Raw genomic sequence first — 24874 nt, 5'->3', positions numbered from 1 at the left:
GCGGGGTTCACCTTCGTTCTGGGACGGTCGGCGGTCGGCGGTCGGGGTCAGCCGGCCAGGCCGGCGGCGCGGAACGCGTCGAGGCTCGGGCGGATGGTGGCCGTGGGGCGGGAGGTCGCGGCGACGGCGTCCAGGGTCTTGAGCCCGTCACCGGTGTTGAGGACGACCGTCTCGGCGGCCGGGTCCAACTGCCCGCTCTCGATCAGCTTCTTCAGGACGCCGACGGTCACACCGCCCGCCGTCTCCGCGAAGATGCCCTCGGTGCGGGCCAGCAGCTTGATGGCGTCCACGATCTGCTCGTCGGTGACGTCCTCGACCGCGCCGCCGGTGCGCCGGGCGATGTCCAGCACGTAGGGGCCGTCGGCGGGGTTGCCGATGGCGAGCGACTTGGCGATGGTGTTGGGCTTCTGCGGGCGCACGACGTCCTGCCCGGCCTTGTAGGCGGTGGAGACCGGGGAGCACCCTTCGGCCTGGGCGCCGTAGATGCGGTACGGCTTGTCCTCCACCAGGCCGAGCTTGATCAGCTCCTGCAGCCCCTTGTCGATCTTCGTCAGCTGGGAGCCGGAGGCGATCGGGATGACCAGGTTGTCCGGCAGGCGCCAGCCGAGCTGCTCGCAGATCTCGTACGCGAGCGTCTTGGAGCCCTCCCCGTAGTAGGGGCGGAGGTTGACGTTGACGAAGCCCCAGCCCTCGCCGATCGGGTCGCCGATCAGCTCGCTGCAGAAGCGGTTGACGTCGTCGTAGTTGCCCTCGATGCCGACCAGTTCGCCGCCGTAGACGGCGGCCATGACGACCTTGCCCTCCTCCAGGTCGTGCGGGATGAACACGCAGGACCGGAAGCCGGCGCGGGCCGCCGCGGCGCCGACCGCGCCCGCGAGGTTGCCGGTGGACGAGCAGGACAGCGTGGTGAGGCCGAAGGTGCGGGCGGCCTCGAGGGCGATGGCGACGACGCGGTCCTTGAAGGAGTGCGTGGGGTTGCCGGAGTCGTCCTTGATGTGCAGGCCGCCGGTGACGCCCAGTTCGCGGGCGAGGTTGTCGGCCTTGACCAGCTTGGTGAAGCCCGGGTTCAGGTTGGGCTTGGTCGCCACGTCGGCGGGGACGGGCAGCAGCGGCGCGTAGCGCCAGATGTTGTTCGGTCCGGACTCGATCCGCTTGCGGAGCGTCTCGGGGTCGCCGGCGGGGAGGTCGTAGGCCACTTCGAGCGGCCCGAAACAGACCTCGCAGGCGAAGACCGGGCTCAGCGGGAAGCGTTCGCCGCACTCGCGGCAGGACAACGCGGAAGCGGGTCCGAAGGGGGAATCCGTGGACGCGACGTCGGTGACAACAGTCTGCGCAGCCATGTCAGGCGAGGCCCTTTCTCCTCATCTTCCTCACGGCGAATCTCGCCACGAGACGGAATTGGCACCTTCCCCACCTGGACCTCGCGGTCGGCGGGAGGGTTGCCGGGGCTTCAACGGGCCGTTCCCTCTGCCCCTCTGGATGAGCGGTATGGCACCGGGCCCAGGGCCCGTGCATTTGTCGTACGGGGCGCGATCACCGCGGACATACGATGGTCATGCCTCGTGTTCAAGACTGTAACCGACGACCTCGAACCTGGTCACAGGCCGTCCGTCCTTCGAGACGGGCCGAGGACCGGGCGAAGACGGGGCAGAAACGGAGCGACGCAGTGCTGGACGAGGTAGCCGGCTGGCTGCGGCGGCGGTCCTGGACCGCCGAGTGCCGCCCGCTGTCCCAGCTCCTCGCCGCGAAGCGGGCCGCGGGCCCGCGCGGGACGGTGAGCGTGGTGCTGCCCGCGCTCGACGAGGAGGCCACGGTCGGGGCGATCGTGGCGGAGATCCGGCGCGAGCTGATGTCCGAGGCCGTGCCGCTGGTCGACGAGCTCGTCGTACTGGACTCGGGGTCCACGGACCGGACCGCGGCGGTCGCGGCGGAGGCCGGGGCGACGGTGGTCCACCGCGACGCGATCCTGCCGCGGCTGCCGGCCGTGCCCGGCAAGGGCGAGGTGCTGTGGCGCTCGCTGCTCGCGACGCGCGGCGAGATCGTCTGCTTCGTCGACGCCGACCTGCGCGAGTTCGACGCGCGCTTCGTCTCCGGGATCGTCGGGCCGCTGCTCACGGACGGGAACGTCCACCTGGTCAAGGCGATGTACGACCGGCCCCTGGAGACCGGCGGCACGGTGGACCCGGCCGGCGGCGGCCGGGTCACGGAACTGGTCGCCCGGCCGCTGCTCAACCTGCACTGGCCGCAGCTCGCGGGCTTCGTGCAGCCGCTCGGCGGCGAGTACGCGGCGCGCCGGTCGCTGCTGGAGCGGCTGCCGTTCCCCGTGGGGTACGGCGTCGAGCTGGGGATCCTCATCGACGCGCTCAACACGGTCGGGCTCGACGCGCTCGCCCAGGTCGACGTCGGGGTGCGGCACCACCGGCACCAGGACGGGCAGGCACTCGGGCGGATGGCCGCGACGATCTACCGCACCGCGCAGACGCGCCTTGCGCGCGGGCATCTGGTGCGGCCCGTCCTCACGCAGTTCGACCGCGCGGCGGGCGGCGGCTTCGAGCCGCGGGTCCACGACGTGGTGACGGAGGAGCGGCCGCCGATGATGACCGTGCCGGAGTATGTGCGGCGGCGCGAGGTGGCGTGACGCCGCGTTCGTTCCGTGCGGGTACGTGGCGGTTCTCCGCGCCCCTGGGGGTATGCGCCGCGGGCTCGGCTGAGCGCGCAGTTCTCCGCGCCCCTGGGGGTACGCGCCGCGGGCTCGGCTGGGCGCGCAGTTCCCCGCGCTCCTGAAGGGGTACGCGCCGCGGGTGCGTCGTGGCTGGGCGCGCCCCTGAGGGCGACGGGTCGGGGGGTCGGCGGGGAGGGGGACCCGGGTGGCGTAGCGCACACGTTTGCGGGTGGGGATGCGTGGCTAGGCTGGCGGCATGGTCGCATCGCATGGCGCGCGGGTTCTGGTGGCGTCCAATCGCGGGCCCGTCTCGTACAGCCTCCGGGAGGACGGGACGCTGGAGTCCCGCCGCGGAGGCGGCGGGCTCGTGTCGGGGCTGAGCGCGATCGGGCCGGACACGGACGCCGTGTGGGTGTGCGCGGCGCTCGGCGACGGTGATCGCGCGGCCGTGCTGCGGACCCCGGACAGAAGCGGGCGGCTGCCCGCGGAGGACACCGGTGAGCAGCGGGTGCGCATGCTGGACATCCCGGCGGACACGTACGCGTCCGCGTACAACGGGATCGCGAACTCCGTGCTGTGGTTCGTCCACCACCTGCTCTTCCAGACGCCGCTGGAGCCCGTCTTCGACGAGGACTTCCGTGACCAGTGGGCGGCGTACGTGGCGTACAACAGCGCCTTCGCCGACGCGCTGGCGGAGGAGGCCGGGGAGGGCGCGGCCGTCCTGGTGCAGGACTACCACCTGACGCTGGTGCCGCAGATGCTCCGCTCGCGCCGCCCCGACCTGCGGATCGGCCACTTCTCCCACACGCCGTGGGCGCCGCCGGAGTACTACCGGCTGCTGCCGGACGACGTGGCGGCCGAGGTGCTGACCGGCGTCCTGGGCGCGGACCGGGCGGCGTTCCTGACCCGGCGCTGGGCGGAGGCGTTCGCCGCGTGCTGCGCCGACGTGCTCGGCGCGACGGTGAGCCGGGACGAGGGCGCGCTGACGGTGACGTACCACGGCCGCACCACCCGGATCGGGGTGCACGGGCTGGGGGCCGACGCGGACTTCCTGCGGGAGCGGGCGCACCGCCCGGACGTGGAGGAGCGCCTGGCGGTGCTCCGGGAGGCCGTGGGCGGCCCGGACCGCAAGGTCATCGTGCGGGTGGACCGCACCGAGCTGTCGAAGAACATCGTGCGCGGCCTGCTGTCGTACGCGCAGCTGCTGCGCGACCGCCCCGAGTGGCAGGGCCGCGTGGTGCACGTCGCGTTCGCCTATCCCTCGCGCACCGACCTGGCGATCTACCGCGAGTACACCGACGAGGTCTCCGACCTCGCCGAGGAGATCAACGAGGAGTTCGGCACCCCGGGCTGGGAGCCGGTGATCCTGCACGTCAAGGACGACTTCGCGCGCTCGCTCGCGGCGTACCGGCTGGCCGACGTGGCTCTGGTCAACCCGATCCGCGACGGCATGAACCTGGTGGCCAAGGAGATCCCGGTCGTCACCGACGACGGCGTCGCCCTAGTGCTGTCCCGTGAGGCGGGCGCCTACGAGGAGCTCGGCGACGACGCCTTCGTGGTCAACCCCTACGACATCCTGGCCACCGCCCGCGCGCTGCACCAGGCGCTCTCGGTCTCCCACGGGGAGCGCGCCGAGGCCACCAAGCGGCTGGCCGCGGCGGCCACCGCGCTGCCGCCGCAGCAGTGGTTCCTGGACCAGTTGCGCGCCCTGGACTGACCGGCCGGGCCGGTCCGGCCAGTGCGGTCAGTCCGGCAGCGGAACCGACTGGGCCGCCAGCAGGGTGCGGACCGTCGTGGTCACGGTGGCGGGCAGGGGCTCGTTGCGCACCGAGGCGTAGGACATGGCCCCGTCGAAGAACATGGTCAACTGCTCGGCGAGCAGGACCGGTTCGGCGGCGCCGGCGGCCCGGGCCTGTTCGGTGAAGTACTCCTGGAGGCGCTTCTTGTAGGACAGCGCCACATCCCGCACGGGATGGGCGGTGTCGGTGATCTCGGCCGCCGCGTTGAGCACGGGGCAGCCGCGGAAGCCGGGGTCGCCCGACGCGCGCCGGGCGGCGGCGAAGACCTCGATCATCTTCCCGGCCGGTGACAGGCCGCTGTCCTCCGGCGGGATCAGCCCTGCCATGAAGCGGTCGGTGGCCAGCGGCAGGTAGGCCGCGATCAGGTGGTCCTTGCTGGGGAAGCGCTGGTAGAGGCTGCGCTTGGACACCCCGGCCGACTCCGACACCAGGTCCACTCCCGTGGTGTTGATGCCCCTGGTGGTGAACAGGTCGCACGCGGCGGCGAGCACGCGCTCGCGCACGGCGTCCGGCGCCTTGGTGTCGATCGTCATGCGGCCAATGTAACCCGGGGTGCCGACGAGAGGAAACAGATCGGTGTACCGTAACGGCGACATCGAGGAAACAGATCTGTTTCCCCCGGGTGGCCGGGTGTCCGGCCGCCTGTGCACCCCTCCCGAGAGGAAGCCCGGACCATGAGCCTGCGCGTGGAGTTCGACGAGACCGGCGGCCCCGAGGTGCTGAGACTGCGGGACGTGGAGGTCGGCGGGCCCGGCCCCGGCGAACTGCGCATCCGCGTCGACGCCTTCGGCCTGAACCGGGCCGAGGCGATGTTCCGCGAGGGCCGCTACTTCTACCCGCCGAAGTTCCCGTCGGGCCTGGGGTACGAGGCCGCGGGCGTGGTCGAGGCCGTCGGGGACGCGGTGACCGGCTTCGCCCCGGGCGACGCGGTCGCGGTCGTCCCGGGCTTCCTGCTCACCGACTACGCCACCTACGGCGCGCACGCGCTGGTGCCGGCGGCCGCCGCCGTGCACCGCGCCCCCGGCAGCGACCCCGTGACCGCCGCGGCCGTCTGGATGACGTACCTGACGGCGTACGGGGCCCTGGCGGAGGACGGACGGACCGAGCCGGGGGACGCCGTACTGATCACGGCCGCCTCCAGCGGTGTCGGCCTGGCCGCGATCCAGACCGCCCTCCGCGTCGGCGCGGTCCCGATCGCCACCACCCGCAGCGCGGAGAAGAAGCGGCGGCTGCTGGACGCCGGGGCCGCGCACGTGATCGTCACCGGCACCGAGGACCCGGCGGAGCGCGTACGGCAGATCACCGGCGGGCGCGGCGTCCGGACGGTCCTCGACTCCGTCGGCGGCCCCGGCCTGCGCGACCTGGCGCCGCTCGTCCGGCCCGGCGGCTCGCTCCTGCTCTACGGTGCGCTGGACCCGCGCCCCGCGGAGCTGCCCACCGCCGAGGAGCGTCCCGGCATCACCAGCCGCTTCTTCACGGTCTTCGAGGTGACGCAGGACGCCGACCGGCTGCGCCGCGCGGTCGCGTTCGTGCGGGAGGGACTGGACACCGAGGCCCTCACGCCCCTGGTGGACCGGACCTTCGATCTCACGGAGATCGTCGAGGCGCACCGCTACATGGAGTCCAACGGCCAGGTCGGCAAGATCGTGGTCACGGTCCGGCACTGACGCCTCCGGCGGTGGGCCCGGTCCGGGACGGCCTCCTGCCTCCGCTCCCCGGCCGGGGACGCCCCGGCGACCCCGGACAGGAGCACGGGCCGCGGCGCCCTCACCGGACAGGCCCGGGCCGGGCCGGCGACCGCCGCACGAGGAGGCGGTCTTCGAGTCGATCGGCGCGATGCTCCCCGAGTCCCTCCTCGTCCCCGATCCCCACGCCGCGCCGTACCGCGCCGCCTCCCGGCTGACCTGCCCGGGGTCGCGGCACAGCAGGGCGTGGGTCTTCGACCCGTCCGCCCTGGCGTTCCCGGGGACGACGGCCGGTCAGCCCCCGGTGCGCGGCTGACCGGCCGCCCGTCGCCTGCTGATCCCCAGCCGGATGCGGGCGGTCAGCGCGCCGGTGGCGAGGTAGTCCTCCACCTCCGCGAGCGGGGCCCGGCGGGCGAGCGGTTCGAGTCCGACGACCAGGGCGACCGGGCCGCCGTCCGCCACGAAGGCGGACCACCGCTCCCCGACGGCGACTTCGAGCAGGCACCCGCCCCCGTCCGCGTGCACGACGGCCCGGCCGGGAGCGCTCACGGTGATCCGCTCGCCCAGGTCGGGCAGCCGCCGCCCCGGCTCGGCCAGGCCGAGCAGTGCGGCGAGCCCCGCCGTGCCGTGCCCGCGCGGATGGGCCAGCAACAGGAAGGCCACCGGCCCGAAGGCGGTGCCGTCCAGCCAGGCCCAGGTGGCGGGCCTCACCGCAGCACCACCCAGACCTGCTTGCCGGTGGGCGTCGGGCGGGCGCCCCACCGGTGGGCCGCCGTCGCGATGAGGTGCATGCCGCGGCCGCGTTCGGCCGACCAGTCGAGCGGCAGCGGAGCGGGTACGGGCAGCCGGTGCGAGCGGTCGCTGACCGTGGCCCGCACGCCCTCGCCGGCGAGGTCGTGCAGGGTCAGTTCGCACTCGGGGGAGCCCGCGTGGCGGTGGACGTTGGCGAGTATCTCCGTGACGCACAGCGCGGCGGCGTGCGCGAGGTCCTCGCGGCCCCAGGCGCGGAGTTGTTCGCGCACGGCAATGCGCACGGCGGCGATACGGGCGGGCTCGGCGATGACACGCATCGCCGTTCCGGGTGGGGATTCCTGCGTCATGGAGTCAACGGTTCCGTGCCGCGGCTAGCCTGACCAGGGACGACCTGACCCCGGATCAGTTGTGTCGGGGAGGCCGGGCCGGTGTGTACGCGCTGTGTATCGGGGAGGTGGTGGCGTGCCGGCGACGAAGGGCGAGGGCTCGGCCAGCATGCGGATGTTCGGCTCGGTCGCGCGGTCGCTGCGCGAGGCGCGGGGGCTGACGACCGACGAACTGGCCGCGCGCGTCGGCTACTCGAAGTCCCTGGTGGTCAAAATCGAGCGGGGCGAGCGGATGCCGCCGCCGGCGTTCGTGGAGAGCGCGGAGGCGCTGCTCGGCGACGCGGGCGGGGTGCTGCGGGCCGCGGCGCGGCACCTGGAGCGCGGCGAGTTCCCGTCGTGGTTCGAGGAGTACGCGGAGCTGGAGCGCGCCGCGGCCTGCCTCTACACATACGACACGCATGTCGTGAACGGCCTGCTGCAGACCGAGGACTACGCCCGTGTGGTGCTGGGCGCCCACTGCCCGACGCTGGAGGCGGACGAGGTCGAGCGCCGGGTGCGGGCCCGGCTGGCCCGGCAGTCGCTGCTGACCCGGACCCCGGCGCCGCAGCTCGCCTTCGTCATCGAGGAGTGGGTGCTGCGCCGCCCGGTGGGCGGCCGCGAGGTCAACCGCCGCCAACTGGAACGCCTGCTGGAGGCGGGCGCGCTGCGGAACGTCACCGTCCAGGTCATGCCGCTCCCCCACGAGGCGCACGCCGGTTTCGACGGGCCCATGCACCTGTTGGAGACCCCCGATCTGCGGCTGCTCGCCTATCTCGAAGTCCAGGGCCGCAGCGTGCTGGTGGACCAGCGGAACGAGGTCAGCAAACTCAACCAGCGCTATGCGATGATCCGGTCGCAGGCCCTCAGCGTCGGGGACTCCGCGAAGGTGATCGAGCAGATTGCAGGGGAGCTATGACCGCCGAACTCGCATGGTTCAAGAGCAGCTACAGCGGCAGTGAGGGCGGGGCGTGCATCGAGGTCGCCATCGGCCCGGCCGCCGTCCACGTCCGGGACTCCAAGGACCCCGCGGGGCCCGCGCACGCGTTCACGGCCGAGCAGTGGACGGCCTTCGTCGCGTACGCCGCCGCCGTGCCGGTGGAGTGACCTCACGCGTCGAAGCGCGAGGAGCCGAGCGTCACTTGGTGACCGACGAGGCTGATCTCGATGCCGTCGGCGGTGGCGCGCGCGGCGGTGAAGCCGAGGCCCACCGGGAGACTCATCTTCCACGCGCAGCCGGCGTCCGGCGCACCGGGAACGGTCAGAGTCAGCTCCGAGCCCTGCGCGAGGAGCGTTCCCGTGCCGTTCAGGGGTGTTCCGCCGACCGTTCCCGAGACCCGGAGGCGTGCCTCCTGGCCGTCCGACCCCGGGGCCTGCGAGACCCGCAGGGGGCCGCCTGCCCTCGCCAGCCGGGTCACCACGCCGGACAGGTCGTCGTACGAGAGGGTCAGGGTGCCGGTGGCGAGATCGGCCTGGGCGCTGCGCGCCGTCAGTGAGGTCACGCTCACGCCGCGCAGGTCGAGGGAGAGACGGGCGATGTCCAGGTAGCCGCCCTGCCGGTTGTCCGTGGTGTCGATGAAGAACTTCTCCGCGGTCAGCGTGACGTGCCGGAAGTCGCCGCCGATCGCCTGGGTCACGAACGGGAAGCCCTGGATCGCCACGCTCATGTGGCCGTCCGTGGTGTTCGCGTAGCCGTACTTCTCCTGCGCGAGCCGGAGCACCTCCTTGTCCGCGACGTGCACGGCCACCCGGTCCGCGGTCACGAACAGCACGGCCAGCACAACGACCGTGACAGCCAGGACTCTTACCCAACGACGTCCCACGCCGATCCCCCCATACGTTGTCGCGTGCGAGGTGATCATGCACGGTCACGCGCCCCGGCACCAGCCCCGGTCGACGGGGCCGGCCCCGCCCCAAGGGCACGGGCAGTGACGGGCGTTCGTCGCGTGCGGCGCCGCGATGCCGATAGAGTGACCGCCCGATCACGCTTCGTGCCCACCGCATGAAGCGGCCCCCAGTGGTGCGCCAACACCGGCCGGGGGCCTACACCTCCGAGGCTTACGACAGGAGCCCCGTAAATGATGCGCCATGCTATCCCGCCGACCCGTTTCTTCTCCCAGACGCCGAACGACCTCATCCGCCATCCGCGGCTGAACGGAACGGCCGTACGACTGCTGCAGTGGGCGCTCTCCCTGCCCGGGGATTCGCGGGAGACCCTGCAGAGCATCGGCGAGAAGATGCCCGAGGGCCGCATCGCCCTGCGCCGGGCCCGGCAGCAACTGGAGGCCGAGGGCTTCGTCCACACCCGGCGCAGTCAGTGCCCGCGCACCGGCCGCTGGACGACGCGCGTGCTCGTCTCCAACGTCGCGCTGCGGACGGCGGAGGAGATCGAGGCGGCCTTCGCGCCGCCGGGTGACCGGATGCCGACGGTCGGCGCACCGGCCGGACGGGCCGTCGGCACATCCCCCAAGGGGAAGAACACCGATGAGGTGAACACCCCCCACCCCGCCGCGCCGTTGGTCGCCCGCGCGGCGGCCGTGCTGCACCGGGTGGGGCGGATGGAGGCCAGACTCGCGCTCGGCGTCGCCGAGGCGGCCGGACTGGCACCGCTGGCCGCGCGCTGGCTGGCGAACGGCGCGAGCGAACTCGAACTGCGCACCGCCGTGACCGCCGGACTGCCGACCGCCGTGCACTCCCCCGCCGGCTTCATCGCCCGCCGCCTGCGCGACAAACTCCCCGCGCCGCGCACCTGCGCCGATCCGGCGGCCCCGGCCGCACCGCTGCCCGAATGCCCGGGCTGCGGCGACCCGTTGCCGCGCGGCCAGGCCACCGGGGTGTGCACGCCGTGCACGGGAGCCGTGCCGTTGCCCGTGCCCGCGGCTGTGCCCGCTCCCGGCGGGCCGAGCGGCGCGGAACGGGTACGGGCCGCGCTGGCGGTCGCCCGTCCGGCCCCGCGGGCCTGAGTCCCCCGCCCCCGGCGGGTGGGCCGGGGGCGGGCAACGGCCGCCTTACTCGGCGGTCAGGAACTCGTCGTGGGACAGCGGGCGGTTCACTATGCGGATGTCGCCGACGTTGCCGTGGAAGACGACGTCGATCGCGCCCGCGTACTCGTGGCCGCCCACCAGCCAGGGCAGCCCGAGGGAGGTGAGGCCCTGCGAGATCCGGTTCGGGTTGTCGACGACGGGAGCGCCGTCGACGTACAGCCGGGTGTAGCGGCCGTCGTTGACGACCGCCAGGTGCCACCACTTGAGCTCCACCAGGCCGTGACCCCAGTTGGTCGTCGGGTAGGTGGTGTTCGTCGGGTAGTGGTTGAACTGCGGCTCGCGGCCGTTGTTCGTGATGTTGAACTGGGCCAGGGGCTCGTTCGGGTCGGTGTTCTTGCCGTGCTTGCCCGCGGCGCCGGCCGAACCCCGGCGGCTGAGGAACGACGCGTTGCCGTTCCTGCCGGAGTCCCAGTCCAGCGGCATCATGACGAACGACTCGATCGTGTAGCCGCTCCTGAACGTCTCGGTGTTCAGCGGCGCCTTCGGCCCGGTGGTGAGGTACGAGCCGTTGACCGGGTTCCGGCCGCCGGCGAACTTCAGGCTGGCGTGCGCGGGCTGGTCGGGGTGGTGGTCGGCGGACCAGGTCAGCGCGTCGGCGGCGGTGCCCGGCAGGGTCACCACCGTCAGGTCGTTGCCCTTGCCCGACAGGTCGCGGATCGTCTGGCCCGCGGTGAGCGCGGTGCCGGGCGCGCCCTGCCCGTCGAAGCGCCAGTACGCCAGGGTGCCCTTCACCAGCTCCTTGCTCGCCGGGCGGGCGGGCCGGGCCGGAACCGGGATGAAGCCCGAGAACCGCTCGTCGAAGTCGATCGGCATCGAGAAGTTGTCCACCGGGCCGGTGACCTGGGCGATCTCGGCGGCCAGCTCGGTGCGGGACTCCGGGTCCTGGGCCAGCACCCAGGGGTTGATCGTCTCGACGTCGATCGTGTTGCGGACCAGGTCGAAGTGGTACAGCCGGATCATGCCGCCGCCGCCGAAGTAGCGGTTCTGGTAGTTCGTGATGTGCATGTGCACGTCGTTGCCGGCGGCGTTCTTCTGGGTCATGCGCCCGGGCGGCCAGTAGTGGCCGTTGAGGGTCAGGAAGACCTGGTCGTTCTCCTTGATCAGCTTGTCCCACATCACCTGGCCGTTGCCCACGATCACGGCGTTGTTCTCGGGGTCGCCGGACTCGTAGGGGAAAACGTTGTCATCGTACGGAGAGGCGACGATGTCGTGCGACGTGACGATCACCGGCATCTTCGGGTGGGCCTTGATGACCTTGTTGGCCCACGCGTAACCCTGGTCGGTGGTCCGCCAGTCCAGCGCCAGCAGCAGCCACGAGCGGCCGGCGGCCTGGAAGATGTGCGCGGTGTTGTAACCGGTCTCGTCCGCCCCCGCGAAGGACTTGGAGTGCCGGAACCGCTGCGGGCCCATGGTCTGCAGGTACGGCGTGTCGCCGCGGGTGTCGTCGCCCGACACGTCGTGGTTGCCGGCCAGCACGCTGTACGCGGCGCCGTGCTGGTCCAGCAGCGCGAACGCCTTGTCGACCTGCTCGAAGGAGGACGGGTCGGCGTCCTGCGTCATGTCGCCGAGGTGCGCCATGAACACGATGTTGTTGTCGGGGTTCCCGCTGTTCTTGATGATGTAGCGGAACGACTCCTCCTGCGGAGTCCGGTTCACGCTGTCCTGGCTGCCCCAGTAGAGGAACTGGGTGTCCGGCATGATCGCGAGGGTGAACCGGAGCGAGGTCGGGTCGGGGTTCCACGTACCGGACGTACCGCCGTGCCGCGCGGCGTCCGCGGCGCTCAGGGCCTCCGTGGCGGACGCGGGCGTCGCGCCGAACGCGGCCCCGCCGACACCTGCGGCCGCCGCTCCGGCACCGGCCAGCGCCGCGTTGCGCAGAAAGCCGCGCCGGCTGTGCCCGGCCTGCTCGTGTGACGGAGTGTCATTATGAGTGCACATAGGTCGCCCTTCCCGGGTCGATGGTCCAAAACCCCATCGACGCTACTCAGAAGGGTCGCCGGCTGGGCATACGTCAGATGACAAACGGAATGCGAGTCTCCGCCCAAGGTGTACGGCACTCGTCAGCCAGTGGCGGGAAGCGGGCCGCTCGATGAGCGGAGAGTGACCAGGAGAAGGCGATATCCCCACGGCGCAGCCGCCCGGGAATATCCGCACGGCCCGGGCGGTGGCACAGAGCGCTCAGGCCGCCCGCGGGTCACCCCGGGCCCACCCGGCCCCGGTCGGCATGTGGCTGGCCGAGGGCGGGCTGCCTGATCTGACCGGTCCCGTCGACAGCGCGGACGACCCGCACCGGGACGCATGACCGACCGCTTCCTGATCGACACCTCCGCCCTCGCCCGTTATCCGGAACCGCCGGTCCGCGCCATGGTCCAGCCGCTGCACAACGCCGGGCTCCTCGCCGTGTGCGGCGCGGTCGAGCTGGAGGTCCTCCGCAGCGCCCGTTCCAAGGCCGACGCCGAGCGCATCCGCGACGAGATGCGCGGTTTCGACTGGCTCCCCACACCTGACGAGGCATGGGACCGCGCCCTGGAGGTGCAAGCCCGGCTCGTCGGAGGCGGGAACCGGAGGGCTCTGTCCGTCGCCGACCTGATCATCGCGGCCACGGCGGAACGGCACGGCGCCACCGTCCTGCACTACGACGGCGATTTCGACATGATCGCGCGCGTGACGGGACAGCCCGTGCGGTGGGTGGCAGCAGCGGGCAGCGCCGACTGACCGGGGCGCGGGTCTGTCCGGGCGGCGCGGGGCCGACCCCGCACTATGCCCGCGGGGGATGCGGCGGCGGGGGCGGGATGGTGGTGAGGTCGGGGGCCGGTTCCGGCCAGACCAGGAGGACCGGGCACGGGGCGTGGTCCACGACGAAGCGCGCGGCGGGACCCAGGCTGTGCGGGCCGAGGTGGCTGCGGTCGCCGTCCCGCGCGAGGACGAGCAGTTCGGCGCCCTCGGCCGCGGCCACCACCTCCCGTTCGACCCGGCCGGTCAGCTCGCGCGGGACGCACGGCCGGCCCAGCCGCGCCGCAGCCGCCTCCAGCAACTCCCGGCCCGAGACGGTGGCCTGCTCCTCCATCCGCGTGCCCGGGTCCCGGCCCCAGCCGTACGGCGATCCGTGCCCGCGGCCCAGCAGACCCGCGAACGCGCCGTGGGCGGCGTCCGGCACATCCTGGCCGCTGACATGGAGCAGCACGATCTCGGCACCCTCCCGCGCGTGGGCGCGGGCGGCGTCCACCGACGCGGGCCAGGTCCCCTCGACGGTCCAGACGACGACGGTCACCGCGGTCCCCCTTCCGACTCAGCCTCCGAAGACCGGCAGTGACACCCACAGTGCCACCACCGACAGCACCAGCGCAGCGGGCACGACGAGCAGCCCGAGGAGCGTGAACTCCCGCAAGTCCACCGCCGCGTCGTGCGCGTGCACGATGCGGCGCCACAACAGCGTGGCCAGCGACCCGGCGTAGGTCAGATTGGGGCCGATGTTCACCCCGAGCAGGACGGCGAGCACCGCGCCCGCACCGCCCGGCGCCGCCAGCGGCAGCAGCACCAGCACCGCGGGCAGGTTGTTGATGACGTTGGCCAGCACCGCCGCCAGGGCCGCGAGTCCGAGCATCGCGAGCAGGCCCGTGCCGTCGGGCACGACGTGCGCGAGCACCGAGGCGAGCCCGTTGTCCACCACCGCGCGCACCACGACGCCGAGCGCGAGCACGAACGCCAGGAAGGGCACGGCCGCCGACCGGCCGATCGCGCGGACCGTGGTCCGGCGCCGCACCAGCGCGCGCACCGCCAGTACCAGCGCGCCGGCCAGCGCCGCCCACGCCGGGTTCAGCCCGAACGCGGAGGTGGCGACGAAGCCGGCGAGTGTGCAGACCACCGTCACCAGGGCGAACAGCGGCACCTCGGGCGCGTCCCCGGCCGTCCGGGCGCCCGCCCCCGCGTCCAGCTCCCCCGCGAAGAAGCGCCGCAGCACCACGTACTCCACCCCGATCGCCACCAGCCACGGCAGCGTCATCAGCGCGGCGAACCGGGCGAAGGACAGCCCGCTGGAGGCGAAGGCGAGCAGATTGGTGAGGTTGGAGACGGGCAGCAGCAGCGACGCCGTGTTCGACAGGTGCGTGCAGGCGTACACGTGCGGCTTGGCCCGCGCGCCGAGCCGTGCGGCGGTCGCGAAGACCACGGGCGTGAGCAGCACCACGGTCGCGTCCAGGCTGAGCACCGCCGTGATCACCGAGGCGACGACGAACACCTGGGCCAGCAGCCGACGCGGACGGCCCGCCGCCGTGCGCGCCATCCACGCCCCGCAGAAGCGGAACAGCCCTTCGTCGTCGCAGAGTTGGGCCAGCACCAGGACGGCCGCCAGGAAGCCGATCACCGGGCCCAGCCGGGCGGCCTCCTCCCCGGCGTGCTCCAGGGAGATCGCCCCCGCGCCGATGACGATCCCCGCCGCCGGGACGGCGACCACCGCCTCGGGCCACCCCCAGGGGCGCACCACGGCGCAGACCAGCACCACCACCAGCAGCAGGGCGGACAGCGCCTCCGCGTACGACGTGCTCAGGACAGGCTCCTCGGGGTGGGCGGACTACTCGCTCTTCGCCTTGCCCACCGAGTCTGCCGCCACGCACACGGCCAGGCCCAATGCGACCAGCACGACACACACGTAGATCCGGTAGCCGTCCAGGAAACCGATCCGCTGGGTCAGCGCCCACACGCGGAACCAGCCGCCGGTGACTTCGTAAACGATGCCGCCGACGCCCTGGGAGAGCAGGATGAAACCGATCAGCCCCATGAAACCGCTGTACCCGCGCAATGCCTTCATGCCCGAAGGCTAGGGAGCGGCCGGGCGGCCGGGCTGTCGTCCTAAGTAGCCGATCGTCGCCCTCCTGTCGTCCGAAGGTCCCGACTTGCGGCGCGGGTGGTGGTGGCGGCGCCCGCGGTCCGTAGATTCGGGGACATGCGACGCATACCGAAGGGCATCGGCGCCGACATCGCGGTCTTCCTCGGCGCGGCGGCCTTCTCCGTGCTGTCCGCGGGCGGGACCGGTGCCGGGACCGGGGTGGTGGAGCAGGCGGTGAGCGCGGTCGCCTGCGCCGCGCTGTTCCTGCGGCGGCGGTGGCCGGTGCACCTGGCGGTGGCGCTGCTGGTCACCGGATGGCTCGCGCACCTGGTGGGCGGGCCGACGGCGGTGGCCGTCTTCACGGTGGCGGCCCACCGGCCGCTGCGGACCACGGCGTGGATCGCGGCGCTCGCCTTCGCTCCGCTGCCGTTGTTCCTCGCCCACGGGCCCGACCCGGACCTGCCGGAGACCGGCTCCGCACTCACCTTCTTCGCGATCATGGCCGGGGCGATCGGCTGGGGCCTGTACGTGCGCTCCCGGCGGCAGTTGCTCGCCTCGCACGCCGAGAGGGGACGGCGGCAGGCCCGCGAGGAGATCGCCCGCGAGATGCACGACGTGCTGGCGCACCGGCTGACGCTGCTGAGCGTCCACGCGGGGGCCCTGGAGTTCCACCCGGGGGCGCCGCCCGCCGAGATCGAACGGGCCGCCGGTGTGATCCGCGACGCCGCGCACCAGGCACTGGAGGACCTGCGCGGGATCATCGGCGTGCTGCGCGAACCGGGCGGTCCGGGCGCCCCCGGCGCGGGAGCTCGGCCGCAGCCCACGCTCACCGACGTGCCCCGGCTGGTGGCCGAGGCGCGGGAGGCCGGGATGCGGGTCGTACTGCAGACGGACCGCGCCGCCGAGGAGGGCGGTGCCGCCACCGGGCGCACCGTCTACCGCATCGTGCAGGAGGGGCTGACCAACGCCCGCAAGCACGCCCCCGGCGCGGAGGTGACCGTACGCGTCACCGGTGGCCCGGCACACGGGCTGACGGTGGAGATCAGCAACCCGGCGCCGGACGCGGCGTCCCCCGGCGCCCCGCGCTCCCCGGCCATCCCCGGCGCCGGGCAGGGCCTCGTCGGGCTCACCGAACGCGCCGCCCTCGCCGGCGGCCGGCTCGAACACGGCCCGGACGGCGGCGGCTTCCGCGTCCGCGCCTGGCTGCCGTGGGCGGGATGACGGGCGGACTGGCTACGGTGGGCGGCGTGACCGTGCTGCGTCTGATGCTCGTCGACGACGATCCCCTGGTCCGCGCCGGGCTGCGGCTGATGCTGGGCGGGGCCCCCGACATCGAGGTGGTGGCCGAGGCGGGCGACGGGGCGGAGGTCGCCGCGCTGGTCGAGGCGCACACCCCCGACGTGGTGCTGATGGACATCCGCATGCCGTCGGTGGACGGCCTGGCCGCCACGGAGGCACTGCGGGCCCGGCCGGGGGCGCCCGAGGTCATCGTGCTGACCACCTTCCACACCGACGAGCACGTGCTGCGCGCGCTGCGCGCGGGGGCCGCAGGCTTCGTGCTCAAGGACACCGCGCCGCGCGAGATCGTCGAGGCGGTACGGAAGGTGGCGGCGGGGGAGCCGGTGCTGTCGCCCGCGGTGACACGGCAGTTGATCGCGCAGGTGTCCGGCGGGGCGGCGGCGGAGCGGAGCACGGGCGCGCGGGCCCGCCGTCAACTGGCCTCGCTGGGCGAGCGGGAGCGCGAGGTGGCGCTGTCCATCGGGGAGGGCCGGTCGAACGCGGAGATCGCGGCGGCGCTCCACATGAGCGTGCCCACGGTCAAGACGCACGTCTCCCGCGTCCTGGGCAAGCTCGGCCTCAACAACCGGGTGCAGATCGCCCTGATCGTGCACGACGCCGACGGCGGCGCCGGCGGGGCGGGGTCGGGCCGGGCCTGAGCCCTTTGCCTCGCACTCGGCCAGAGGGCGTTGGGCGCCGGTATGCCCGCCTCGTCCACGCGGGCCGTTCCGGGGGCGGACCTCCGGAACCGCCCGCGCCTTCGTCGGCGTCGAGCCCGCCGACCCCGACGGCTCGGCCCTTCAGTCGCTCACGCGGTCCTGGGTCTCCTGAGCTTCGAGTACGGCCGCGAGGGCGTCCAGCAGACGCACCACGCCCTCCGGGCCGTCCACCACCAGATCCGCGCGGGCGGCCAGCTCCGCCACCTCCGGGCTGCCGCTGCACACCAGCACACCCGGCAGGCCGTCCGCGCGGCGCTTCTCCACCGCGCCGAACGCCGCCAGATCCCCCAGGTCGTCGCCCGCGTACAGCACCGGTCCTGCCCCGACCTCGCGCAGGTAGTCGCCCAGCGCCACGCCCTTGTCCATCCCCGGCGGACGCAGCTCCAGCACCATCCGGCCCGGCTCCACGATCAGCCCGTGCCGCTCCGCCAGATCCCCCAACGGCCCGCGCAGCGCCTCGAACGCGGCCTGCGGGTCATCCGTACGGCGTGTGTGCACCGCCACGGCGCGGCCCTTGTCCTCCACCCACGTGCCCTGCCACGCGCCGATCCCGTCCAGCACCCCGGGCAGTTCCGCGCGCAGCGCGTCCACCCCCGGGTGCGCGCCGGGCGCCCGCACCTCGCCGGAACGCGCGTCCCAGCGCTCGGCGCCGTAATGACCGAGCACCACCAGATGCTCCAGGCCCGGCACCCCGGCGAAGCCCCCGTACCGCACGGCGACCCCCGCGGGACGGCCGGTCACGACCACCACCGACCCGATGCGCGGCGCGAGGCGGGCGAGCACGCGTGCCGCGTCCGGGTGCGCCCGGGCGCTGTCCGGATCCGGCACGATCGGGGCCAGCGTCCCGTCGAAGTCCAGCGCCACGACGGCCCTGCGGGGCTCCGCGAGCAGTGCGGTCAGGCCGTCCCCGCCCTCGGGCGTCGTCGGCTCGGGCAGTTCGTCCCTGGGGTCCCTGAGGGTCATGCCCCGACCCTACCCAGCGGCGCGGGGGGCATGGCGGGCGTACGGAAGCATCGCCTTCCCGGGGGGCTTCCGGGGCGTTGCGGCGGGGCGCCGTGGGCGTGTGCGGCTGCCGCTGCGTGCGGCTGCCGCTGCGTGCGGCCGACCCGCCGTCGCCGTGTGCGGCATCGCTGCGCCTGCGGCGGGCTGTCTCCCACCCGCCCGCCCGTTGCCCCGGACGTCGGCCGGACGCAGCAGCGGGCTGTCCGCCCGTTGCCGCGTGCGGCTGCCGCTGCGTGCGGCCGACCCGCCGTCGCCGTGTGCGGCGCCGCTGCGCCTGCGGCGGGCTGTCTCCCACCCGCCCGCCCGTTGCCCCGGACGTCGGCCGGACGCAGCGGCGGGCTGTCCGCCCGTTGCCCCGGACGTCGGCCGGGCATACCGGCGGGGCGCCGTCGCCGTGGGCCGCGGGATCCGTTGCCGTTTCGCAACCTCATGAGCTCATGGCCATCGCATGCCGATCGCACCGTGAACCGACCTGGGGGCCGCCCAGGGGGTGCCCCCTCCATGTCGCACACCACCGGGGAAGAGACCAGCTCATGTCCAGCCAGAACACACCGTCCACGCCACCGGCACCGCCGCCCGTGCTGCTCCTCGAAGCGCTGACCCGGGTGCACGGCTCCGGGGCCACCGAGGTGCAGGCGCTGCGCGGCATCGACCTGGCGGTGTACCCGGGTGAACTCGTCGCCGTCATGGGCCCGTCGGGGTCGGGCAAGTCCTCGCTGCTGACCTTGGCCGGCGGGCTGGACGTGCCGACGTCCGGACGCGTGGTGGTCGAGGGGACCGACCTGACCGCCGCGAGCCGCAAGCAGGTCGCGGCGCTGCGCCGGCACAGCATCGGCTACGTCTTCCAGGACTACAACCTGATACCCGCGCTCACCGCCGCGGAGAACGTCGCGCTCCCCCGTGAACTGGACGGCATCAGCAGCCGCTCGGCCCGCCGCGAAGCGCTCGCGCTGCTGGCGGAGATGGGACTGGAGCAGCTCGCCGACCGCTTCCCCGACGAGATGTCCGGCGGTCAGCAGCAGCGGGTCGCCGTCGCCCGGGCCCTGGTGGGCGACCGCCGGCTGGTCCTCGCCGACGAACCGACCGGCGCCCTGGACTCGGAGACCGCTGAGGCGGTGCTGGCGCTGCTGCGGAACCGGTGCGACGCGGGAGCGGCGTGTGTGCTGGTCACCCACGAGTCCCGTTTCGCCACCTGGGCGGACCGGGTGGTCCTCGTGCGCGACGGCTCGGTGGTGGACATCACGCTGCGGTCGTCCGAGGCGTCGCTGCTGACCGGCGGGACCGCCCAGTGACCGCGCCGACGACCCGGCGGGTCCGGGGGGCCGCCCCGTTGCACGGCTGGCGGGTCGCGATCCGGATCGCCCGCCGCGACGCCTGGCGCGCCAAGGGCCGCAGCCTGATGGTGCTGGCGATGATCGCCGTACCGGTCGTCGGGGTCAGCGCCGCAGACGTCACCATCCGCAGCTCCCAGTTGACCCCGCGGCAGACGATCACCCGCGACATCGGGGCGGCCGACGCGCGGCTGGAGGACGCCGGCCAGGGCCACCAGGCGATCCTGCAGTCGCCGCAGGGCGACACCTTCGCGCCGGCGCGGCAGAGCGGCCCGGCGAAGGACTCCGCCGCACCGGGTTCCGCGGAGACGGCCCCGGCCGCCGTCGATCCCCGGACGGCCGCGCCCGCGGGATCCCGGGCCATCCCCGACACGAGCTCCTACGCCGACGTCACGACCGCCTCCGGCGTCATGAGCACCGAGGTCAGGGAACTGGACGCGGCCGACCCCATCGCCGCCGGGATCATGGACCTGACCCGGGGCAGCTTCGCCGCCGCGCCCGACGAGGTGACCGCGACCGAGGCGTTCCTGACGCGCAGCGGGCTGCGCATCGGATCCGAGGTCCGGGCCCACGGGCTGGACCGGGCCTACCGCATCGTCGGCGCCTACGAACTGCCCAGCAAGCTGGACACCGCTCAACTGGACTTCCGGCCGGGAGCCTTCATCGGCCGGTACCTCGCCGCCCGCACGGCGGCCGGCTCGGACCGGGGCGAGCCGATGTCGTCGTACCTGGTCGCGGCCCGGGGCGGCTTCACCTGGGACATGGTGCAGCGGGCCAACACCCTTGGCGTGGTCGTCCATTCGCGGACGGTGATGCTCGATCCGCCCGCCGACGCCGAGGTACCGCTCTACCGCCTCCCGGACCACGGCAAGTCCGCCCCGGTCACGGACCGCGCGGCACCGGCCGCCGCGGCGACCGTCGCGGGGATGGCCCTGCTGGAGGTCTGCCTGCTGGCCGGCCCCGCGTTCGCGGTCGGTGCCCGGCGGTCGCGGCGCCAGCTCGGCCTGGTCGGCGCCAACGGGGGCGACCGCCGGCACATCCGGGCGATCGTGCTCTCCGGCGGCCTGGTGACCGGGGCCGCGGCGGCGGTCACCGGCACGGTCGTCGGCGTGGCGCTGACGCTGCTGCTGCGTACGAGGCTGGAGGACTACGCCGGAAGCCGGTTCGGCGGGATCGCCCTGCGGCCGGTGGAACTGCTCGGAATCGCGGCGCTCGCGGTGGTCACCGGGCTGCTCGCCGCGTTCGTGCCCGCGGTCACCGCCTCCCGGCAGAGCGTGCTCGCCTCGCTCACCGGACGGCGCGGCACGCGGCGGGCCGGACGGGTGCTGCCGTCGGCCGGTCTCGTGGCGGTCTGCCTGGGCGCGGTGATCGCCGTCCTCGGGTCGGTGCACAGCGGCAACGCCTACGTGGTGGCCGGTGGCTCCGCCATCGCCGAACTGGGCGTGGTGGCCCTCACCCCCCTGCTGGTCGCGGGCTTCGGCCGGCTCGGCCACTGGCTGCCGCTGGTCCCGCGGCTGGCGCTGCGGGACGCGGTGCGCAACCGGGGACGCACCGCGCCCGCGGTCGCGGCGGTGCTGGCGGCGGTGGCCGGTACGGTCGCGGTCGCCACGTACGCGGCGAGCCAGGAGGAGCAGAACCGGCACGCGTACATCGCCAGGGCGCCGCGCGGAGTGCTCGCGGTCGGCCTGCCCTCGGAAGCGGGCCGGGGCGTCGCGGCGGTGCGGCGCAGCGTGTCCGCGGACGTCCCGGTCCGGCTGCGGGCGGACGTGTCCCGGCTGGTGGCCGGGACGCGGATCTGCGACGCGGGCAACTGGCAGGCGGGCTGCGGGAACGTGATGCCAGTACTGCCCGAGGCCAACCAGTGCCCGCTCGTCGCCGAGGGCTCCGCGGGGACCTTCACCGCGGCCCAGCTGCGGTCGTTCGCCAAGGACTGGCGGTGCCGGTACGACAGCGTCGATCCGGCGATCCGGGCCGAGGGCGGCCTCCTGGTCGGCGGACCGCAGGTGCTGGAGACGCTGGGGATCCACGACCCCGCCGCGCGGCAGGCGCTCGCCCACGGGACGACGGTGCTGTTCGACCGCGCCTACGGTGATCACGGCTCGCTGCGGCTCCGGGTGACCCCCGACGTGTCGAAGCAGGCGAGCACGGTCACCACACTGCCGGTACGGCTGGTCACCGCCCGGTCCTACGGGGTCAAGGCGGTGGTGCCGCAGCGGGCGGCGGCCGCCGCCGGTCTGCGGACCGTGCCGCTGGGCTCGCTCTTCACCACCTCCCGGATGCCCACCGATGCCGAACAGCAGGCGCTGGCACGGGACATCGCCAAACTGGGCGTCACGTCCGAGGTCTACCTGGAGCACGGGTACACCGGCAGATACGGCGTCGTCCTGGCGGCGCTGACGCTCTTCGCCGCCCTGGTGACGATCGGTGCGGCGGGTGTCGCCACGGGTCTCGCCCAGGCCGACGCCGAGGCGGACCTCAGGACCCTGGCCGCGGTGGGGGCACCGGGCCGGGTGCGGCGCACGCTCTCCGGCTTCCAGTGCGGGGCCGTCGCGGCGATGGGCGTGCTGCTGGGGACGGCCGCGGGCATCCTGCCCGCCGTCGCGCTGCGGGGCGTCGACCGCCTGCAGCAACGGCAGATGGCCGAACAGGCGCTGGCCCATGGCGGCGACAGCGCCCTCGCGCACGTCGACGTGCCCGTGGTGGTGCCGTGGGCCACTATCGGCATGCTCCTGATCCTGGTGCCCGTCGGGGCCACGCTGCTCGCCGCCCTGGTCACGCGCTCCCGCACCGCGATGGGCCGCCGGGTCCAGGACTAGCCGGGCCCTGTCCGTCCGCAGGTGACACTCCCCCGGGCCGGGGGGAGCGTCGCCCGTGCTGCGCGATGCGCCCCGACCGGCATGCCGCCGGGGGGGAACGGCGCGGGGCGCCGGGATCTACCGGGTGGTGCGGTGGGCGTCGCGGGTGCGGCGGAGGCGGTTGACGGTGACGGGCGCGTGCGCGAGTGCCTCGGGATCGTCCAGCAGCGCGTTCAGGAGCTGGTAGAACCGCGTCGGCGAGATCCCGAGCCGCTCCCGTATCGCCCGCTCCTTCGCGCCGGGTCCCGCCCACGTGCGGCCGGCGATGTCGAGGACGGCACGGTCCTGGTCGGTGAGGGTCACCTCGACACGATAGCCCCGTGGCGAGGGACATATGAGGTCTGCACCACACGGGCCTTCCCTTGTGCGGCACGGCCGGGGCGCCTGGCGGGCGGCCGTGACGGGATATCTTTCGACGAGTGGACTAGACCTTTTGCGCTGTCTCACGGGAGACTGTGCTCCGTGAGACACGTCATCGCCCTCGATGTGGGCGGCACCGGCATGAAGGCCGCTCTGGTCGCGGCGGACGGCACGCTGCTCCACGAGGCCCGCCGTGCGACCGGCCGGGACCGCGGGACCGAGGCCGTCGTCGCCTCCGTGCTCGACTTCGCCGCGGAACTGCGGGCGTACGGGGCGGACACCTTCGGCGAGCCCGCCGCCGCAGCCGGCGTGGCCGTGCCCGGCCTGGTCGACGAGCGGGCCGGCGTCGCGGTGTTCTCCGCCAACCTCGGCTGGCGCGACCTGCCGCTGCGCGACCTGCTGTCCCGCCGCCTGGACGGCACGCCGGTGGCCCTCGGCCACGACGTGCGCTCCGGGGGCCTGGCCGAGGGCCGGCTCGGCACCGGGCGCGGCGCCGAGCGCTTCCTCTTCGTCGCCCTGGGCACCGGCATCGCCGGCGCCATCGGCATCGAGGGGCGGGTCGAGGCCACCGAACTCGGGCACATCGTCGTCCGTCCCGGAGGCGCGGCGTGCGGCTGCGGCCAGCACGGCTGCCTGGAGACCATCGCCTCCGCCGCCGGGGTGGCCCGCGCCTTCGGCGCCGAGGCCGCCGAGTGCGCCTCCGCCGTCGCCGCGGGCGACCCGCGCGCCGTCGCCGTGTGGGACGAGGTGGTCGCCGCCCTCGCGGACGGCCTGGTCACCGGGATCACCCTGCTCACGCCGGAGACGCTGATCGTCGGCGGCGGGCTGGCCGAGGCCGGCGAGACGCTCTTCGCGCCGCTGCGCGCGGCCGTCGAGGAGCGGCTGACGTTCCAGAAACTCCCCCTCATCGTGCCGGCGGCCCTCGGGGACACCGCCGGATGCCTGGGCGCAGGGCTGCTGGCCTGGGATCTTCTCTCCCTGGAGGTGACCGCTTGACTGCGGAACCAACCGTGCTGACCGGTGCCCGCGTGGTGCTGCCGGACGGCGTCGTCGACGGCGGCCGGATCACCGTCGAGGGCCGCTCGATCGTCGCGGACGACCCGCGCCGGCCCGCGGCCGCCCGCGATCTGTCCGGGCACTGGATCGTCCCCGGCTTCGTGGACATCCACGTGCACGGCGGCGGCGGCGCGTCCTTCTCGGCCGACCGCGCGGAGGACATCCTCACCGGCGTCGGCACCCACCGCCGGCACGGCACCACCACCATGGTCGCCTCCACGGTCACCGGCGAGCTGGACGACCTCGCCCGGCAGGCCGCGCTGCTGTCCGAGCTGGTCGAGCAGGGCGACCTGGCGGGCATCCACTTCGAGGGGCCCTTCATCTCCCCGCACCGCTGCGGGGCCCACAAGCCGTCGCTGCTGCGCGACCCGCACCCCTCGGACGTCCGCAAGCTCATCGACGCCGCCCGCGGGACCGCGAAGATGGTGACCCTCGCACCGGAACTCCCGGGCGGGCTCGACTCCGTACGGCTGCTGGCCGAGCACGGCGTCATCGCCGCCGTCGGCCACACCGACGCGGCGTACGAGGCCACCTTGGAGGCCATCGAGGCCGGCGCCACGGTCGCCACGCACCTGTTCAACGCGATGCCCACCCTGCTGCACCGGCAGCCCGGCCCCGTCGCCGCGCTGCTGGAGGACGAGCGGGTCACCGTGGAGCTGGTCAACGACGGCGTCCACCTGCACCCGGCCGTCCTCGAACTGGCCTTCCGCAGCGCGGGCGCCGGCCGGGTGGCCTTCATCACCGACGCCATGGACGCGGCTGGCTTCGGCGACGGCCGCTACCTGCTCGGTCCCATGGAGGTCGACGTCACCGACGGCGTCGCCCGGCTGGTCGAGGGCGGCTCCATCGCCGGGTCCACCCTGACCCTGGACACCGCCTTCAAGCGGGCCGTCACGGTGGACGGGATCCCGGTCACCGACGCCGTGCGCGCCCTGAGCGTCAACCCGGCACGGCTGCTGGGCGTGTACGACCGCGTCGGCTCGCTGGAGCCCGGCAAGGACGCCGACCTGGTGGTGCTGAACGAGGCGTACGACCTGGTCGGCGTCATGCGCCGGGGTCAGTGGGTCGTCGAGCCGTAACCGTCGTGGAACGGGCGGACCTCCGGCCGTCGCTGTCCGGCGCCGGAGGCCCGCCCTGTCACAG

At 74.0% G+C, this 24874-nt stretch carries 25 protein-coding genes and 1 riboswitch; of the genes, 14 read left to right on the top strand and 11 right to left on the bottom strand.

What is annotated here, in order from left to right; genetic code table 11:
- Positions 1-47: 47 nt before the first annotated feature.
- A complete protein-coding gene (gene thrC / locus PV364_RS27095) occupies positions 48-1340 on the bottom strand; it encodes a threonine synthase (protein WP_319662955.1) in 1293 nt (430 codons plus the stop codon).
- Positions 1341-1358: 18 nt separating this feature from the next.
- Positions 1359-1486: riboswitch (SAM riboswitch) on the bottom strand.
- Between the two features lie 180 nt (positions 1487-1666).
- On the opposite strand from thrC, the gene PV364_RS27090 reads away from it, so the two are divergent.
- Both PV364_RS27090 and PV364_RS27085 read left to right on the top strand, forming a co-directional pair.
- Positions 1667-2638, top strand: coding sequence for a glucosyl-3-phosphoglycerate synthase (locus tag PV364_RS27090; protein ID WP_319662954.1), 972 nt, complete (start codon positions 1667-1669; stop codon positions 2636-2638).
- A gap of 280 nt (positions 2639-2918) precedes the next feature.
- Entirely contained in the window at positions 2919-4379 is a 1461-nt protein-coding gene (locus PV364_RS27085; RefSeq protein ID WP_319662953.1) for a trehalose-6-phosphate synthase, read from the top strand.
- Positions 4380-4406: 27 nt separating this feature from the next.
- On the opposite strand, the gene PV364_RS27080 is transcribed toward PV364_RS27085, so the two are convergent.
- A complete protein-coding gene (locus tag PV364_RS27080; protein WP_319662952.1) occupies positions 4407-4994 on the bottom strand; it encodes a TetR/AcrR family transcriptional regulator in 588 nt (195 codons plus the stop codon).
- Between the two features lie 141 nt (positions 4995-5135).
- Between PV364_RS27080 and PV364_RS27075 the strand changes: the two genes are divergently transcribed.
- Both PV364_RS27075 and PV364_RS27070 read left to right on the top strand, forming a co-directional pair.
- Positions 5136-6128: a zinc-dependent alcohol dehydrogenase family protein gene (locus PV364_RS27075; protein ID WP_319662951.1), complete on the top strand. Its 993-nt coding sequence runs from the start codon at positions 5136-5138 to the stop codon at positions 6126-6128.
- 169 nt (positions 6129-6297) lie between these two features.
- Positions 6298-6462, top strand: coding sequence for a hypothetical protein (locus PV364_RS27070; RefSeq protein WP_319662950.1), 165 nt, complete (start codon positions 6298-6300; stop codon positions 6460-6462).
- On the opposite strand, the gene PV364_RS27065 is transcribed toward PV364_RS27070, so the two are convergent.
- Both PV364_RS27065 and PV364_RS27060 read right to left on the bottom strand, forming a co-directional pair.
- Positions 6441-6857: a hypothetical protein gene (locus PV364_RS27065; protein ID WP_319662949.1), complete on the bottom strand. Its 417-nt coding sequence runs from the start codon at positions 6855-6857 to the stop codon at positions 6441-6443. The genes PV364_RS27070 and PV364_RS27065 overlap by 22 nt on opposite strands.
- On the bottom strand, positions 6854-7246 hold the full coding sequence (locus tag PV364_RS27060; protein WP_319662948.1) for an ATP-binding protein: 393 nt from the start codon (positions 7244-7246) through the stop codon (positions 6854-6856). Before PV364_RS27060 ends, PV364_RS27065 begins: the two co-directional genes overlap by 4 nt.
- Positions 7247-7361: 115 nt before the next feature.
- On the opposite strand from PV364_RS27060, the gene PV364_RS27055 reads away from it, so the two are divergent.
- Both PV364_RS27055 and PV364_RS27050 read left to right on the top strand, forming a co-directional pair.
- On the top strand, positions 7362-8180 hold the full coding sequence (locus tag PV364_RS27055; protein WP_319662947.1) for a helix-turn-helix transcriptional regulator: 819 nt from the start codon (positions 7362-7364) through the stop codon (positions 8178-8180).
- A complete protein-coding gene (locus tag PV364_RS27050) occupies positions 8177-8368 on the top strand; it encodes a DUF397 domain-containing protein (protein WP_319662946.1) in 192 nt (63 codons plus the stop codon). Before PV364_RS27055 ends, PV364_RS27050 begins: the two co-directional genes overlap by 4 nt.
- A gap of 2 nt (positions 8369-8370) precedes the next feature.
- Here PV364_RS27050 and PV364_RS27045 read toward each other — a convergent pair whose 3' ends face one another.
- Positions 8371-9084 carry a DUF2993 domain-containing protein gene (locus PV364_RS27045; protein ID WP_319662945.1) on the bottom strand — a complete coding sequence of 238 codons (714 nt, stop codon included), beginning with the start codon at positions 9082-9084 and terminating at the stop codon, positions 8371-8373.
- 255 nt (positions 9085-9339) lie between these two features.
- Here PV364_RS27045 and PV364_RS27040 point away from each other — a divergent pair, with 255 nt between their 5' ends.
- A complete protein-coding gene (locus PV364_RS27040) occupies positions 9340-10224 on the top strand; it encodes a hypothetical protein (RefSeq protein ID WP_319662944.1) in 885 nt (294 codons plus the stop codon).
- Between the two features lie 45 nt (positions 10225-10269).
- Here PV364_RS27040 and PV364_RS27035 read toward each other — a convergent pair whose 3' ends face one another.
- Positions 10270-12243, bottom strand: a complete 1974-nt coding sequence (locus tag PV364_RS27035; protein ID WP_319662943.1) for a LamG-like jellyroll fold domain-containing protein — start codon at positions 12241-12243, stop codon at positions 10270-10272.
- Between the two features lie 360 nt (positions 12244-12603).
- Here PV364_RS27035 and PV364_RS27030 point away from each other — a divergent pair, with 360 nt between their 5' ends.
- Positions 12604-13020, top strand: coding sequence for a PIN domain nuclease (locus PV364_RS27030; protein ID WP_319662942.1), 417 nt, complete (start codon positions 12604-12606; stop codon positions 13018-13020).
- Positions 13021-13063: 43 nt separating this feature from the next.
- Here PV364_RS27030 and PV364_RS27025 read toward each other — a convergent pair whose 3' ends face one another.
- The 3 genes from PV364_RS27025 to PV364_RS27015 are packed head-to-tail and all read right to left on the bottom strand — an operon-like array spanning position 13064 to position 15112.
- Positions 13064-13576: a universal stress protein gene (locus tag PV364_RS27025; RefSeq protein ID WP_319662941.1), complete on the bottom strand. Its 513-nt coding sequence runs from the start codon at positions 13574-13576 to the stop codon at positions 13064-13066.
- An 18-nt stretch (positions 13577-13594) separates the two neighbouring features.
- Entirely contained in the window at positions 13595-14851 is a 1257-nt protein-coding gene (locus tag PV364_RS27020) for an SLC13 family permease (protein WP_319663072.1), read from the bottom strand.
- A 24-nt stretch (positions 14852-14875) separates the two neighbouring features.
- Complete coding sequence (locus PV364_RS27015) at positions 14876-15112, bottom strand: hypothetical protein (RefSeq protein WP_319662940.1); 237 nt, start codon at positions 15110-15112, stop codon at positions 14876-14878.
- A 135-nt stretch (positions 15113-15247) separates the two neighbouring features.
- On the opposite strand from PV364_RS27015, the gene PV364_RS27010 reads away from it, so the two are divergent.
- Both PV364_RS27010 and PV364_RS27005 read left to right on the top strand, forming a co-directional pair.
- Positions 15248-16351 (top strand): sensor histidine kinase, encoded by a 1104-nt coding sequence (locus PV364_RS27010; RefSeq protein WP_319662939.1) that lies wholly within the window; start codon positions 15248-15250, stop codon positions 16349-16351.
- Positions 16348-17067 carry a response regulator transcription factor gene (locus PV364_RS27005; RefSeq protein ID WP_319662937.1) on the top strand — a complete coding sequence of 240 codons (720 nt, stop codon included), beginning with the start codon at positions 16348-16350 and terminating at the stop codon, positions 17065-17067. The genes PV364_RS27010 and PV364_RS27005 overlap by 4 nt, the downstream gene beginning before the upstream one ends.
- A 141-nt stretch (positions 17068-17208) precedes the next feature.
- On the opposite strand, the gene otsB is transcribed toward PV364_RS27005, so the two are convergent.
- The gene (otsB, locus tag PV364_RS27000) at positions 17209-18090 is read right to left on the bottom strand and encodes a trehalose-phosphatase (protein ID WP_319662936.1); all 882 of its coding nucleotides are present in this window, start codon (positions 18088-18090) and stop codon (positions 17209-17211) included.
- A gap of 572 nt (positions 18091-18662) precedes the next feature.
- Here otsB and PV364_RS26995 point away from each other — a divergent pair.
- Both PV364_RS26995 and PV364_RS26990 read left to right on the top strand, forming a co-directional pair.
- Positions 18663-19421, top strand: a complete 759-nt coding sequence (locus PV364_RS26995; protein ID WP_319662935.1) for an ABC transporter ATP-binding protein — start codon at positions 18663-18665, stop codon at positions 19419-19421.
- A 119-nt stretch (positions 19422-19540) separates the two neighbouring features.
- The gene (locus PV364_RS26990; RefSeq protein WP_415924614.1) at positions 19541-22276 is read left to right on the top strand and encodes an FtsX-like permease family protein; all 2736 of its coding nucleotides are present in this window, start codon (positions 19541-19543) and stop codon (positions 22274-22276) included.
- Positions 22277-22393: 117 nt separating this feature from the next.
- On the opposite strand, the gene PV364_RS26985 is transcribed toward PV364_RS26990, so the two are convergent.
- Positions 22394-22651 (bottom strand): DUF3263 domain-containing protein, encoded by a 258-nt coding sequence (locus PV364_RS26985; protein WP_319663070.1) that lies wholly within the window; start codon positions 22649-22651, stop codon positions 22394-22396.
- A gap of 126 nt (positions 22652-22777) precedes the next feature.
- Here PV364_RS26985 and PV364_RS26980 point away from each other — a divergent pair, with 126 nt between their 5' ends.
- The gene (locus PV364_RS26980) at positions 22778-23671 is read left to right on the top strand and encodes an ROK family protein (protein ID WP_319662934.1); all 894 of its coding nucleotides are present in this window, start codon (positions 22778-22780) and stop codon (positions 23669-23671) included.
- Entirely contained in the window at positions 23614-24810 is a 1197-nt protein-coding gene (gene nagA, locus PV364_RS26975; protein ID WP_415924608.1) for an N-acetylglucosamine-6-phosphate deacetylase, read from the top strand. Before PV364_RS26980 ends, nagA begins: the two co-directional genes overlap by 58 nt.
- Positions 24811-24874 lie beyond the last annotated feature (64 nt).

It is taken from the genome of Streptomyces sp. MI02-7b (assembly GCF_033793585.1).
Classification (GTDB): domain Bacteria; phylum Actinomycetota; class Actinomycetes; order Streptomycetales; family Streptomycetaceae; genus Actinacidiphila.
This window is presented reverse-complemented; position numbering and strand designations above follow the sequence as displayed.